This window comes from Sporosarcina sp. P1, assembly GCF_002743155.1.
Classification (GTDB): domain Bacteria; phylum Bacillota; class Bacilli; order Bacillales_A; family Planococcaceae; genus Sporosarcina; species Sporosarcina ureae_B.
Genome location: NZ_PDYS01000019.1, coordinates 1 through 14211, shown reverse-complemented (window position 1 = coordinate 14211; position 14211 = coordinate 1). Strand labels below are relative to the sequence as shown.

Below are 14211 nucleotides of genomic sequence, written 5' to 3'. Positions count from 1 at the left end.
ACGGTGTTGGATGTTTTAGATCGTTTGGTGCGTGTTCATGAAGCGAGTCATCTCTTCGTAGAACTTGTCAAACTGCTCAATATCCATTTGCTGCGCTGAATCCGATAATGCTACAGCTGGGTCCGGATGAACCTCTGCCATAACGCCGTCTGCTCCTACTGCGATTGCTGCTTTCGCTGTCGGAAGCAATAAGTCTTTACGGCCAGTGGAGTGTGTAACGTCCACGAATACCGGTAAATGTGTTTCTTGCTTCAAAATTGGAACAGCAGAGATGTCCAGCGTGTTTCGAGTTGCCGTCTCATATGTACGAATTCCTCGCTCACATAGCATGATCTCCGTATTACCTTTAGAAATAATATATTCAGCTGCATTGACGAACTCAGAAATCGTTGCAGACATTCCACGCTTTAGAAGAACTGGCTTATCGACCATTCCAGCTTCTTTCAGCAATTCGAAGTTCTGCATGTTACGAGCACCGATCTGGATCACATCGATATATTCGAGCGCTTCCTCCAAGTGTGACGGTGTAATGATTTCTGTGACGATTGAAAGTCCAGTTTCATCTGCAACTCGCTTGAGAATTTTTAAACCTTCAAGGCCTAAACCTTGGAAATCATATGGAGATGTACGTGGCTTGTAAGCTCCCCCACGAATCATCGTCAATCCTTTTGCTTTGATCGACTTCGCTACTGCCAAAACCTGCTCGTAAGATTCTACTGCACAAGGTCCAAATACGAAAGATGGATGTCCGTCTCCGATTTTATGGCCGTTTACGTCAACAATCGTGTCTTCAGGTTTTTTAGTACGGGATACGAGCAATGCATTCTTCTGCTCATCTTGCTGTACTTCAAGTGCTGACATGAAAATAGATTTAAATACCTGTTCAAGGATACCGTCTGGTAAAGGACCATGGTTTGCCTTCTTTAAGACGTTGAGCATCTCGCGTTCGCGAATCGGATCATATCTATTTACACCTTGCTTTTCTTTTAACTTACCAATTTCTTGGATAACGCCTGTACGTTCATTGATCAATTTAAGAATATCTAAGTTCAATTGATCAATAGTACCTCTCAACTCACCTAAATCTTGCTTGCTCATAATACCTGTCTCCTCCCCGTACATATCTTCCTTTTCTAACACCGGAATCTATGGTACATTTTTATATAATAGACCTAGTATAATGAATACTCATAGAAAAGTCACGCAATTTCATCGAATAAATAAATATTCACTATTTTCCAATAGAAAAAAACTTGAAAAGAGGTTGGAAATCCTGGCTACTAAGCTATTCGCTCTTGATATCGGGACTCGCACCGTTGTGGGCATTGTACTAGAAGAACAAAACGATTCATTCCATATTGTAGACTTGATTTCTAAAGAACATAAAGAACGATCGATGATTGATGGACAAATACATAATATTGTAAGCGTGGCGTCTATAATTCAAGAAATCAAAGAACAATTGGAAGAAATTCACGGACCTCTGAAACGTGTTAGTGTTGCGGCAGCAGGACGTTCATTGAAAACAGCAGAAGGAACTGTGACGGTAGACATTTCAGATCGCACATTGATGTCAAAAGAAGATATTAATCGATTGGAATTAGTAGCTGTACAAAACGCACAGGAAAAATTACTATCCGCTCATCAATCGCAAGAGGACGATCACTATTATTGCGTAGGTTATTCTGTCTTATATTACAAATTGCAAGATGAACAGATTGGAAGTCTGATTGATCAAAAAGGGAAATCAGCTACCGTAGAAGTCATTGCCACATTTTTACCACGAGTGGTTGTAGAATCCTTACTTGCCGCGTTAAAGCGGGCTGATTTGGAAATGGAAGCTTTAACACTCGAGCCGATTGCTGCTATTCATGTGCTCGTACCTCCTTCCATGAGGAGATTGAATATCGCGTTGGTCGATATTGGAGCCGGCACATCAGATATTGCCATTGTCAGGGATAATACCGTGACAGCATATGGAATGGTACCTGTTGCGGGAGACGAAATGACCGAAGCACTAAGTGTACACTACTTGCTCGATTTTCCATTAGCTGAACAAATGAAGCGACAAATTACTGAACAAGAGGTGTTGACGGTTCAAGACATTTTAGGATTCGAACAAAAAATACCTTCAGAAGAAGTAATCGATGTCATCAGACCTTCAGTGAAACATGTAGCGTTATCCATTGCGAATGAAATCAAACGATTGAATCATCACTCTTCTCCGCAAGCCGTGATGATTGTTGGAGGTGGAGGATTAACACCTACATTAACGAAAGAAGTGAGTACGCAACTAGACCTTCCTGAGAACCGCGTAGCCATTCGAAGTCTCGATGCGCTGTCAGGTGTTACACTTTCCGACCAAATCGAAGCCTCTCCTGCGCTCGTAACGCCAATCGGCATTGCAATCGCAGCGCAAAGAGCTCCGATTCATTACATTTCCTTAACCGTCAACGACCAATCCGTTCGATTATTCGAGCTAAAAGAGCTTACAGTAGGCGATGCACTGCTAGCAGCCCGCATTACTGCTCGTCAGTTATACGGTAGACCTGGACTGGCACTGACTGTAAAAGTAAACGGGCAGTGGAGAACACTCCCTGGCGAGCACGGCTCATCCACTACTATCCTGTTAAACGGTACTGAAGTCGGCACGAAGGATCTTGTCGGGCACCAAGACCACATTGAGCTACTGTTCGGTAAAGACGGCACAGATGCTTCAGCGACAGTCAGAGACGTGGTAGATGCGCTCGAACCGATACATTATCAGTTGGACGGTGTAACACAGACGATTACCGGTGTAATGTTGCTTAACGGAAAGACGGTGACAATGGATACCGAGATTGCGGATCGGGATGAACTGATAGTGAATCCAACGAATAGAATACAAGATGTGATAGCGTCTCATGTAAGTTTGGGGACAGAATCGTTCACTGTGGCATGGGATGGAACTCCCCATCGTCTGAGGAAGCGTGAGATCGTCTACATCGCAAACGGACAACCAGTCTCAGCCGACTATCAAATTCACGCAAACGATAGTATTGAAACGCGTCAACCTGCCCCTCTTTCCTTGAAGGAAATAGCTAGGGAGTTAGGTATCGTTCTAGAGGAGCGTGCCGACGTAACATTTAATGATGAGCCTGTGGTGATCAAAAAACAACGAACTACCGTGTATGTAAACGGACAACCAGCTAGTCTTGACTACCAAGTACAAGCTAATGACCAAGTGGAGTTCAAGTCATTACCTAATTCCCCTATACTATTCAGTGATATATTTTCATTCACTGATTTTTCATTACCGTCTCAATCTACCGCCGCCTATTACTTATTGCGTAATGGCGAATCCATTCGCTTCAATGAATGGATATTCGGTGGAGATCAACTGGAAATTGTATTTGAATAAAAGCTACGCTGTGCGGAAAAACCGCCTGGCGTAGCTTTTTCCTATTCTCCTTTTTCTTTACTAGTACATATAAAAAAACCTTCCCGTGAAGGAAGGTTTTCGCTATTATTTAGAATGAATTTTATTGTTATTGTTTGATGAGGAGTTGTTTGTTTTAGACTGATTAGAATCCTTTTTAGCAGAAGCGTTTGCTTTAGAAGATTTATTATCATTGTTTTTGTTTGAAGAGTTGTCAGCTTTACCTTGAACTTCATTTTTGTTTGATGTTTCTTTTACTTTTGAAAGTTCTCCTGATTTTTCATTGTTTTCTTTTGTACTTTTATAATCAGTTGCTTCTTCACCTTCAGATGATACTGTACCATCGTCCATTGGAACATTCGCTTTGGACTTCGCAGACTTCACTTTGTCTACTAACTGCCCTGATTGTTCTTGGATGTTTTGAGACAACTCAGAAGTCTTCTCTTTTGCGGCTGTAGTGAACGCTGCAGTTTTTTCTTTTGCCGTATCCGTGAATTCAGCTGTGTAATCTTTTGCTGCACTTGATAATTCAGTTGCTTTATCTTTTGCTGTGCTTGATAGCTCTACTGCTTTATCTTTTGCTGTGGAGCTTAATTCAATACTCTTATCTTTTAATTGTGAAGCTTGTGTAGTTAAATCTTCTCGCATTTCACGGCCTGTCTTCGGCGCTAAGAACAATGCAGTTGCCGCTCCGATTACACCACCAATGATTGCACCGGCAATGAAACTACCTGTACCGCTGCTATCTTCATCATACAGATCATTTGTCGAACGGTATGTGTAGTTCGCTGGGTATTGTGGCTGTCCATACGTATTAGAGTAGTTACCTGTGTTGTCGTTATAGTTCGGTTTGTTTTCTGTCATTTTTTCTTCCTCCTGTTAATTAACTTTTTTGTATGTTTTAAAGGAAAATGCTTGTACTAGGAGCGCGATTTGTATACTGTCCAGCCAGCGGACTTTTTAGGTTGCCGTTCCTTTACTTGATCATACAGATTCACTGCAACGGTTCCCCACTGTACTACTTGCGCGATTTTGTCACTGTTTTGTTCGGCTTGGGTAGTTACGGAGCTTGAGATTCGATGAACTGATTGATTAAGAGTATTCACCGAGTCACCTACTCCTTTTACCGCCTCCACCACAGTGTTCAGCTTGTCCGCTTTTCCTTGTAAATCTTCGGCTAGCTGATTGGTTTTTTGAAGGAGTTGTGTACTTTCTGTAGTCACTCCCTCTAATTGCTTTGATAAGTCATCTACTGTATGCGAGACACTCTGTAAAGATGTCTTTAACGACCCCAGTGTCTTGGCTAGACTTACACAAAGAATAAGAAATGCGATTGCGGCAATCACTGCTGCAACGTAAAGTAAATTGATCACTTACGTTATCCTCCTAGAGCATATTCTTACGAAAACTTTACCCCTCTTTTAGAGTTTCTAAACTTTTCGTCCTACTACTCCTGTTCGACATAACTAGGTAATATCCTTTAACGTAACGAAAAAAAGTCTTAAAAAAAGAAGAAACAGCCCTCTCATAAGAGATTAGGCTGTTTCTTCTTTAGTAATGTCAGACTTAAATTGTTTTAAATATAATTGGATATCTCCGGCTCCCATAAATAAGATTACAGAATTTTGATGTGCTTCTAAATCTGACATATCTTCTATTTTCAAATGTTGGGAATTAGGGATTTTATCTATCAAATCATGGATCGTTAAACTACCGACTTTCTCTCGTGCAGATCCAAAGATATCACATAAATATACATGATCTGCTTCAGATAAACTTTCTGCAAATTGATCTAACATCGCAGCGGTTCTGCTGAATGTATGCGGTTGGAAAACCGCAATCACTTCACGATTCGGATATTTTTGACGTGCCGAATCCAATGTTGCGCGGATTTCAGTAGGATGATGCGCATAGTCATCCACTATGACACGGTCATCTAATTCCAAGACAGAAAAACGTCTTTTCACACCTGTAAACGACGCAAAGCGTTCATTTACAATTTCAGCTGGAATATTTTCATAATGACAGAGTGCAATAACACTCAACGCATTTCTAATGGCATGATCGCCTGTTAATGTAATCGTAAAACGATGATAGAATTCATTTCGGATGAACACGTCAAACGAACAGCCGTTTTCATCTTTTTCTATATTTGCTGCGTAAAAGTCATTGGATGAATCCAAGCCATAATAGACAATCGGAACTTGGCATTGGAGTTTCTGAAGATTATCGTCGTCACCACAAGCGATTAACGCCTTCTTCACTTGACTCGCCATCTGTCCGAAAGCGTCCAAGATATCGTCCAAACTTGTGAAGTAATCCGGATGATCAAAATCTATATTTGTCATGATGGCGTAGTCTGGATGGTATGCCAAAAAATGGCGTTTGTATTCACATGCTTCGAATACAAAGTTCTCCGCATTCTCGATACCTTTGCCTGTACCGTCTCCAATTAAGTAAGAAGTTGGCGCAAAGCCACCCAATACATGCGCAAGCAAGCCCGTTGTAGACGTTTTACCATGCGTTCCCGTCACACCGATGGAAGTAAATTGTTCCATATAGTTGCCAAGGAAATCATGATAACGAATAACTTCTACCCCAAGTTCTTCTGCCCGTAGTAATTCAGGATGATCATCTTTAAATGCGTTTCCCGCAATCACTTTCATACCTGGATGAATATTATTTTCGTCAAATGGCAGTACTTTTATATTTCTTTCATGTAAGGGATCTTCTGTGAAAAAGTATTTTTCCACATCCGAACCTTGAACTTTATACGCAGAGTCATGCAGCAACTGGGCAAGGGAACTCATTCCTGATCCTTTTATGCCAGTAAAATGTAACAATGTCATATTGAAACCTCCCGGGAGTTCTTTCATCCCACTTTTTATCTTCAATTGTCTGTAATAGACGAGAAGATTATTTCTTGTCATAGTATACCATGCGTTTGATCAAACCTTTGGATAGGAACTATGATTTCATTATTTCATGAAGCTTTCAAATGCTTGTTCAGTCAAAAAGACGTCGCGCGCTCTGCTTCCTCTTTGCTCAGATATAAATTGATTGGCTTCCATTCGGTCGATTAACTTGGCCGCCCGGTTATACCCGATGCTGAAATGGCGCTGTAATGACGAAGTGGATGCACTCCCCTGCTCGATGACAAAGTTGCAGGCTTGCTCAAATAACGGATCCGATTCCTCTTCTCGGACAGCGGCCGCTAATAAATCATCTTGGCCGAATAAGTAATTCGGTTCTGCTTCATTACGAACATGTTCTATTATACGCTCGATTTCATCATCCGTGACAAATGTCCCCTGAAGACGGACAGGAGCCGATTGGCCATTGCCTAAATACAGCATATCCCCTTTACCAAGTAAGCGATCTGCCCCTATTGTATCTAAAATAGTTCTTGAATCTACTTGAGAAGACACAGCAAATGCTATGCGAGTCGGGATATTGGCTTTAATCGTTCCAGTAATGACATCAACAGAAGGTCGCTGAGTTGCGATGATTAAATGAATACCACACGCTCTAGCTTTTTGAGTGATTCGGCTGATCGACACTTCTACGTCCGCAGGTGCCATCATCATTAAATCTGCTAACTCATCAATCACTACTAAAATATACGGCATCTTTAAAGAGAAACGTCGTGATGCCATAACCATTTCGTTATAGCGTTCGATATTACGTACTCCGGAATGCGCAAATAATTCATAGCGTCTTTCCATCTCATTGACCGCCCATTTCAATGCTGCAGTCGCCGCTTTCACATCCGTAATCACCGGACTCAACAAGTGAGGAATGCCGTTGTATGGTGCCAATTCCACCATTTTCGGATCAATGAGCAATAGTTTCAGATCATGATGTGAAGCTTTATACAGCAAACTGATCAGTATAGAGTTGATACAAACGGATTTACCGGAGCCTGTTGCACCAGCGATCATTCCGTGTGGCATCTTTCGGAGATCAATTGTTTGCGGCTCCCCTGTCAAACTTAATCCCAATACAGCCTCTAAAGGCGAGTCTGATTTCATAAATGAATCACTGTCAATAACCTCTGAAATTCGAACAGCACGTGTTTTGCGATTTGGAATTTCAATACCGATCATACTTGTACCTGGAATCGGCGCTTGGATACGAATATCCCTAGCGGCCAAAGCCAATTTTAAGTCGTCGGTAAGATTTCGAATTTTACTTACTTTCGTCCCCTGCATGACCGTTAACTCAAACATCGTGACGGCTGGTCCTTGCACAGCTTGTTCGACAGTCGCCTGTACAGCGAAGTGGGAAAGAGTTTCTTCTAACGTAGCAGACTGCGCTGCAAGCCACTCTTCATCCACGATTTCTTCTTCTGGAGGTGCTAAAAATTGCATCGTCGGGAATCCATAATGTGGTGGTTCTTCTTCGATTAGTTCCTCTTCAGGCTCTTCTACAATCGTTTCAGTAGTCGTAGCGACCATTTCAGTTACTTCAACGTCAGATTCTACTACGATAGATTCTGTTTCTTTGATCAATCCCAGTTCTTCCACGTTCGATTCTGCAGTTTTTTTCTGTTGTTCTGGCAGTGCAGCTTGTCTAGCTTCAGACGATTCAGTTTGTTCCGCAACAGCGTGATCCATTTCTATTTCGAATGACGCTTCATCTACTACCTCTTTTTTCGTTGCATTCGCTGCAATGAGCTCTTCTACTCTTGCCGCTAATCTTTCTTTATCGGATTTAAGCATCAACACATTAAAGGGCACAACTTTTTCTTTCTTAACTGGTTGTGCTGGTTCCTCTAGATCATCCACAGCGGATTCTACTTCATCCGATTCGATTGCTTCTTCTACTTCTACATCTTCTATTTCTTCTATTGCTTCAACTTCTTCTATCTCTTCTATCTCTTCTATTTCTTCTATCTCTTCTATTTCTTCTATCTCTTCAACTGCTTCAACTGCTTCTATCTCTTCTTCAATCGTAACGGTTACCGGCGCTTCTGAATCTACTACAATTTCTTCTGTTTCGGTTGCGACATAGTCATGCTTCTCTACTTCTGTTTCAGCTTGCTCTGCAGCTTCCGTTTGTGAAATAACTTCTAGCGATTCTTCTGACTCCACAATTGTTACTTCAGCTACTTCGATGTCATCTTGTACATCGTCATGTGTAGCTACTTCTAGTGACTCTTCTTGCACGGGTGTTTCTTCAGTCAGTTCTACTAGTTGCGTAGATTCTTCAGGTACTTCTGATTTAGTTTCTTCTATTCCTTGAGTATATTCTTCCGCTGAGGACATCTCGGACTGTCTTTTTTCTGATGAACTAGCGAATAATGGTGTCTTATTTGGTTGTTGATTGGAAATCAACGACAAAGGCAATTCTTCGTCGTGAATTTCTAAGTGATCATGTAACTCTTGATCTTTTGTATCTTTCTTTTCTATAACTGATTCCATAGCCTCACTAATTGGAGAACTAGTGCTTAATCCGTAGATAGGTGAAGGCACATGTGTAGGTGAAAATGGTTTTCTGAATTTCTTCGGCTTCTCAACCTTCACGGGTTCTTCTTTTTGTCGAGTAGCCACTTCTATTTCAGGACGTCGTGATTCATATGGTTCAATCCGTTGCGGCTCCGAGTGCAATGTACGTTCATGCTTTTTACCGGAAAACGGTAGCGGCAATGGACTTGACGTAGGTGGAATGATATGAGCAAAATCTCGTTTCGCTTCTGCTCGGTAGACATTTCCACTGCGCTCATAACGACCTGGCCAACGTTCATTCTGTTCTAAAGGAAGTATTTCATACGCGTCTTCTTCTGTCACTTCTTCTTGTAAATAGTCTTTCGTATATTCATCATGATGGATCTGTGGTTCCCATCCATAAATTTCGTAGTCAGAAACGATCGGAAACCGAAAGTTTGTTTTTTTATCTTCATCTAGATCTTCGTTTTGAATTTGGTTTTGGTTATTTTTATCACTAGTATTTTCAGTAGTTGATTGTTCATATAATGGGTTATCTTTTTCAGCGCCTTCTTGCATTTGCTGAAGGCGTCTTTTCATATTCCGTAGCCAGCTCAAATATATCACTCTTTTCATATCAATCATTTCATTTTAACAGGTTACCTAGGAGGAAATCAAACAGTTCTACGTTCTTTCTGTATAAAATGATGATTTATAACTCTTTGTAACAATAATACAAAAAAGCTTTTGCTACAAGCTTAACGAGGCTTGTGCAAAAGCTTTTTTATATGGATATATTTACAACTTGCCTTCGAAAGCTTCCCCGACTTTCATATCGTCTGCTACTACGAGGATTCCTTTTGCGTCGGGAGCATCTGGCAGATCAAGTTCTTTAGCAGAACAGATCATGCCTGATGAAGCTACTCCGCGAAGTTCGGCATCACGAATGATCATACCTGAAGGCATTACAGCGCCTACTTTTGCTACGACCACTTTCTGGCCTGCTTCCACATTAGGAGCGCCACAAACGATTTGCAGCGTTTCTTCCCCTACGTCTACCTTGCAAATGTTCAATTTATCTGCATTTGGATGCTTTTCTTTTTCCGCAACATAGCCAACAACGAATTTAGGAGTGAAATCCAATTCCAATTCCAAATCAATGTCATTTTTCTTTAATGCGGCTTGTAATTGTTCGCCAATCTCTTCTGTCAGTTCTACTTGACCAACAGCTGAAACCGTCAAATAACTAGATGCATCAAATAAATTGAACGCTACTACGGTTCCTGTTTTTTCGTCTTTGATCAACGTGACATCGTTTATTCTTTCCGCAGCAATTGCTGTCGGTCTTTCTGTTGTAAGTTGAACGAACAATACGTCGCCAACACCTTCTGGATTATAAAATATATTCATTTTTTCTTTTCCCTTCTTGCTAATCTATTTTTCGCCATAATGAAAATCGGTTCAAGCTTACCATCTTCATAAATGAAAGACAGTGATGTAACAGGTACGGCACCTGTTGTGAAAAATTGCATAGCTATTTGCGCCACGACGTCATAGCCTGTTTCATTCCGGATATCACCAATAATTAACACATCTTGATGAGGAACCGATACGACCATATGTCCTTCGATTTTCTGTTCCATTTCTTTCATGAATGGCTGATTCAAGATTCTACTCGCATCATACCCATCGTTATTATTAATGAAGTAGAATATATTATCCGATACGATATCTTGTTTATACGCTGTCGGTAACGTCTTCACTTTAAACATCGCAACTTCCTGTATTTCCTGTTCTGTCATCTGCAGATCAGACAGCATCCCTTGATCTATCAAGCGATACGTGTTCCCTAAATCCAGCGCATAGAAAATACGTGTTTCCGCTGTATGGTCTTTCGTTAAGAAAGCTTGTCCTGCAGAACTTTTAGTTGGGAATGAAGTTGAACGGATGACGGGATAGATCGTATTTTCTCCCGCGAATCCTTTCTCTTGTTCCTTCTCCATGGCGCGAAACGTCTCCAAGACGGTATACACCACTTCATCGATTGCTCGTTCGTTTTTCTGCTCATACTTGGATAGAATTTCAGGTAATGAAATATCCATGCCTTTATGAAGAGTATGGTGGACAATCCGCAACTTGTCAGCTCGACGGTCAAATTGCCAATCGAAGTTCTCTTTAGGTAAGCGTTTCTTTAGTTCTTCTACCAAATCTTCAGCTTCCATTCGTTAACCCTCTCCTTCAATACTCAAAATTACTTATTGGTCGTCATGCTGAACCGAACGAGCAATTTCCATCATCTTTTCTAAATAAGCCTCGGTATTTTCTTCATTTGTTACAGTTTCAACTTTCGCTCCGCCTACGTTGGCGATTAACTCTACTTGCTTCTCACCTTTTTGAATGACAGCAACAAAGCCAAATGCTTCATCTTTAGAAAATGTTTGGGCACCTACTAAATGATCGGGTTCATCCGTCAAGAGTACGTCATAATACACTTGACTGTTTTTCTTTTCATTCGGATTAACCGTTAGATAAAATGAATCATTTCGTTTAGTTAACACAATCTGTTGAGAAGTTGATTCTTTATCTATTCGTAGAGTTGGCGGTTTATAGAATTCAATATCGCCCTCCGTTTGATTCGTTTTTTTGCTATTTAGTTCGAATGCTTTTTTCGCTGAAACAAACGCATCGTCAGTACGGACTTCCACTTTCTGATTACATCCTACCAATACGACAGCTAGTAGCAACAGCAAGAAAACCTTTCCACTTCGCAACATTCAGGTTCCCCCCTTCTCTACTTTCGTTCAATTTTCTATCAGTCCTATTCTAATCGCACCCCGACGCTATTGCAATCGTCAGCTCTGTAGCGACGTGCTATACAAGAGCTGGCCCATCAATAATTGCATAATATGTTCAAATAACGCATCCCTCGGTACAAGTTGTGCCGTCAACATCCCCATAGCCCCTTCTGACATGCGAACATTTTGCTTTTTAAAATAGGTGTCCACCGCATCCCCTAGTTCATGGCCACGGCGAATTTCATTGGCTAATTCTTCCGGCAAAGGGATTTGCGCTCCTGCTGCAGTAAACGTTTTGCCTTCAGGCGTGGTGAGGGCGCCCCAATTGCAGAGATACATAGTATCCCCAATCATATGGACACCGCCTTCTAAACCTATGCCAAAAGCATTGTTTGCCGCAGTGATCGAACGATTGATCGCCCCTTGCCGCGTCTCTTCTTCACTCATCGGCTGTACGCTAACACCAGACTGAACGGACACTGAAGAAACGGTGCTGTTCTCCATATAGCGTTCGACCATCCGAACCACTGCACGCTTTTTCGCCTGATTTTCAGAGCCAACAACGAATTCCATTCTACATCCTCATTTCATCTTTAGCTGCTTAGCAGTTTTGTTTAATCGTTTCCACAGTAGTTTTATCGCACGCTTTTACTAGTTTTGTAATTAATTCTTTCGCTGCTGCATAATCATCTGTGTGGATAATGGAAGCTGCAGTATGGATGTAACGAGAACAAATACCGATGACAGCACTTGGCACGCCGTTATTCGCGACATGTACTTGCCCTGCATCCGTACCGCCTTGGGAAACAAAGTATTGATACGGTATATTGTGAGTTTCAGCAGTATCTAAAATGAATTCGCGCATACCACGGTGTGTGATCATCGAGCGGTCCATAATACGCAATAAAGTCCCTTCTCCCAACTGACCGAATTCTTTTTTATTGCCGCTTGCATCATTTGCGGGACTTGCATCGAGCGCGAAGAATAAATCGGGATCTATCATACGCGCTGCTGTTTGTGCGCCACGTAAGCCGACTTCTTCCATAACGGTTGCTCCTGAATACAATGTATTCGGCAACGTTTCATTTTTCACTTCTTGCAATAGCTCTACAGCAAGACCGCAACCATAGCGGTTATCCCACGCTTTGGCCATAATCTTTTTCGGATTCGCCATCGGTGTGAACGGACAAATTGGCAAGATCTGCTGACCGGGACGAATACCGAAGTTCATAGCGTCTGCTTTGTCATCAGCGCCGACGTCAATCAGCATGTTTTTGATATCCATTGGTTTGCTACGCTCTGCGTCACTCAACAAGTGCGGTGGAATAGAACCAATGACACCGGGAATATCTGCGTCTTCCGTGATGATTTGGACTCGTTGCGCCAATAAGACTTGGTTCCACCAGCCACCTAACGGCTGAAAACGAAGCATTCCGTTATCCGTAATACCTGTTACCATGAAGCCGACTTCATCCATATGGCCGGCAACCATAATTTTCGGCTGATCTTCTTTTCCGTGCCGAACACCAAACACGCCGCCTAGGCCATCTTGAATAACTTCATCCGAGTTCTGTGCTAACTGCTCACGCATAAAAGCCCGGACACGGTATTCATTACCTGGTGCGCCCGGAAGTTCAGTCAATGTACGAAATAACTCTAATGTTTCTTTTTTCATCTAAATCCCTCACTTTTTTATTGTCTATGTGTAGTATATCCACATACCAAACAGATGAATACTAATTAGGTTAAGCATTTGCTTTACACAATAGTGCCATATTCTACCGATTTACAAATTTGAAAACACTTTTGAATCGCCATGCACTTTTAAACTATGTTACACTATAAGAAAAGATTTGCGAAGGAGGCTGCAATTAGACATGAAAGTAAAAGACTTTTTAGCTGGAATCTTAACTGGAGTTGCTGCAGGCGTAGTAGTGAATGAGGCATTTAATCGTTACAATGAGGAAGTACCTGCTGACAACGTATTGAAAAAAGTAAAAGATGCATTTAAAGAAGAAGGACCAATCGACGGTTCGTGGATCGTGATGAAACCAGAACCTTACACAAATCACGTAATTTCAATGGACGTATACCGTGGTGGCGTTTCACGCATGAAAGACGGCAAGCTCGAGCAATTCGAATTCGCAGCAGATGCGAAAACAGGCACTGTCGTAGAGCTAGTTCGTCAGTAATCAGTAAGTAAATAGACGTAAAGAGGCTATCCGAGTAGTATCTACTTCTTGGGTAGTCTCTTTTTTTGTTTAAATGAATTTTAAATGCGTCCAGCTTAAGATTTTACGTAACTATCTTTTAAAATGTACTTCTCCATACAGAAAAAGACAAACCCCTCGTAAAAGGGATCTGTCTCTAGCACTTAATGTTTAACATTGCATAAGGTTTCCAGCTCAAGAACACAACACCAGTTGATCGTAAGAGGAAGGCGGCGACTCCCTCTTGAAAAGATGATAATGACAAGGTTTATCGGACTTTACTAGTGACCCAAAATATTTTTTATTGTAAGTTAAGAATTTCGTCTACCTAAAAGTACATACCTTTGCAGATACTGTAAGTA

Annotated in this window: 12 protein-coding genes; 2 read left to right on the top strand and 10 right to left on the bottom strand. The window is 41.5% G+C overall.

Going from position 1 to position 14211, the window contains the following annotated elements:
* Positions 1–15: 15 nt before the first annotated feature.
* Complete coding sequence (locus CSV73_RS14230; protein WP_085131255.1) at positions 16–1098, bottom strand: bifunctional 3-deoxy-7-phosphoheptulonate synthase/chorismate mutase; 1083 nt, start codon at positions 1096–1098, stop codon at positions 16–18.
* Positions 1099–1318: 220 nt separating this feature from the next.
* Between CSV73_RS14230 and CSV73_RS14225 the strand changes: the two genes are divergently transcribed.
* The gene (locus tag CSV73_RS14225) at positions 1319–3400 is read left to right on the top strand and encodes a cell division protein FtsA (protein ID WP_233202908.1); all 2082 of its coding nucleotides are present in this window, start codon (positions 1319–1321) and stop codon (positions 3398–3400) included.
* A gap of 105 nt (positions 3401–3505) precedes the next feature.
* Here the strand turns inward: CSV73_RS14225 and CSV73_RS14220 are convergent, their stop codons facing one another.
* The 9 genes from CSV73_RS14220 to CSV73_RS14180 all read right to left on the bottom strand — a co-directional run bounded on the left by CSV73_RS14220 (position 3506) and on the right by CSV73_RS14180 (position 13314).
* Positions 3506–4282, bottom strand: coding sequence for a YtxH domain-containing protein (locus CSV73_RS14220; protein ID WP_099627911.1), 777 nt, complete (start codon positions 4280–4282; stop codon positions 3506–3508).
* Positions 4283–4338: 56 nt separating this feature from the next.
* A complete protein-coding gene (locus tag CSV73_RS14215) occupies positions 4339–4791 on the bottom strand; it encodes a DUF948 domain-containing protein (RefSeq protein WP_085131257.1) in 453 nt (150 codons plus the stop codon).
* Between the two features lie 162 nt (positions 4792–4953).
* Positions 4954–6267 carry a UDP-N-acetylmuramate--L-alanine ligase gene (gene murC / locus CSV73_RS14210; RefSeq protein ID WP_099627910.1) on the bottom strand — a complete coding sequence of 438 codons (1314 nt, stop codon included), beginning with the start codon at positions 6265–6267 and terminating at the stop codon, positions 4954–4956.
* Positions 6268–6396: 129 nt separating this feature from the next.
* Positions 6397–9444 carry a DNA translocase FtsK gene (locus tag CSV73_RS14205; RefSeq protein WP_233202907.1) on the bottom strand — a complete coding sequence of 1016 codons (3048 nt, stop codon included), beginning with the start codon at positions 9442–9444 and terminating at the stop codon, positions 6397–6399.
* Positions 9445–9642: 198 nt separating this feature from the next.
* A complete protein-coding gene (gene ytpR / locus CSV73_RS14200; RefSeq protein WP_099627908.1) occupies positions 9643–10254 on the bottom strand; it encodes a YtpR family tRNA-binding protein in 612 nt (203 codons plus the stop codon).
* Entirely contained in the window at positions 10251–11066 is an 816-nt protein-coding gene (locus CSV73_RS14195) for a DUF1444 family protein (protein WP_099627907.1), read from the bottom strand. Before CSV73_RS14195 ends, ytpR begins: the two co-directional genes overlap by 4 nt.
* A gap of 33 nt (positions 11067–11099) precedes the next feature.
* Entirely contained in the window at positions 11100–11618 is a 519-nt protein-coding gene (locus CSV73_RS14190) for a hypothetical protein (protein ID WP_085131262.1), read from the bottom strand.
* A gap of 78 nt (positions 11619–11696) precedes the next feature.
* The gene (locus CSV73_RS14185; RefSeq protein WP_099627906.1) at positions 11697–12212 is read right to left on the bottom strand and encodes a DUF84 family protein; all 516 of its coding nucleotides are present in this window, start codon (positions 12210–12212) and stop codon (positions 11697–11699) included.
* Positions 12213–12240: 28 nt separating this feature from the next.
* Positions 12241–13314, bottom strand: a complete 1074-nt coding sequence (locus CSV73_RS14180) for a M42 family metallopeptidase (RefSeq protein ID WP_099627905.1) — start codon at positions 13312–13314, stop codon at positions 12241–12243.
* A gap of 202 nt (positions 13315–13516) precedes the next feature.
* Between CSV73_RS14180 and CSV73_RS14175 the strand changes: the two genes are divergently transcribed.
* Entirely contained in the window at positions 13517–13831 is a 315-nt protein-coding gene (locus CSV73_RS14175; RefSeq protein WP_085131265.1) for a peptidase M4, read from the top strand.
* Positions 13832–14211 lie beyond the last annotated feature (380 nt).

What these genes read in the sequence shown, in the direction of transcription:
- CSV73_RS14230 (WP_085131255.1), bottom strand. Translation starts at nt 1,098, where the DNA reads ATGAGCAAGCAAGATTTAGGTGAGTTGAGAGGTACTATTGATCAATTG.
- CSV73_RS14220 (WP_099627911.1), bottom strand. Translation starts at nt 4,282, where the DNA reads ATGACAGAAAACAAACCGAACTATAACGACAACACAGGTAACTACTCT.
- murC (WP_099627910.1), bottom strand. Translation starts at nt 6,267, where the DNA reads ATGACATTGTTACATTTTACTGGCATAAAAGGATCAGGAATGAGTTCC.
- CSV73_RS14205 (WP_233202907.1), bottom strand. Translation starts at nt 9,444, where the DNA reads ATGAAAAGACGCCTTCAGCAAATGCAAGAAGGCGCTGAAAAAGATAAC.
- ytpR (WP_099627908.1), bottom strand. Translation starts at nt 10,254, where the DNA reads ATGAATATATTTTATAATCCAGAAGGTGTTGGCGACGTATTGTTCGTT.
- CSV73_RS14195 (WP_099627907.1), bottom strand. Translation starts at nt 11,066, where the DNA reads ATGGAAGCTGAAGATTTGGTAGAAGAACTAAAGAAACGCTTACCTAAA.
- CSV73_RS14190 (WP_085131262.1), bottom strand. Translation starts at nt 11,618, where the DNA reads ATGTTGCGAAGTGGAAAGGTTTTCTTGCTGTTGCTACTAGCTGTCGTA.
- CSV73_RS14185 (WP_099627906.1), bottom strand. Translation starts at nt 12,212, where the DNA reads ATGGAATTCGTTGTTGGCTCTGAAAATCAGGCGAAAAAGCGTGCAGTG.
- CSV73_RS14180 (WP_099627905.1), bottom strand. Translation starts at nt 13,314, where the DNA reads ATGAAAAAAGAAACATTAGAGTTATTTCGTACATTGACTGAACTTCCG.
- CSV73_RS14175 (WP_085131265.1), top strand. Translation starts at nt 13,517, where the DNA reads ATGAAAGTAAAAGACTTTTTAGCTGGAATCTTAACTGGAGTTGCTGCA.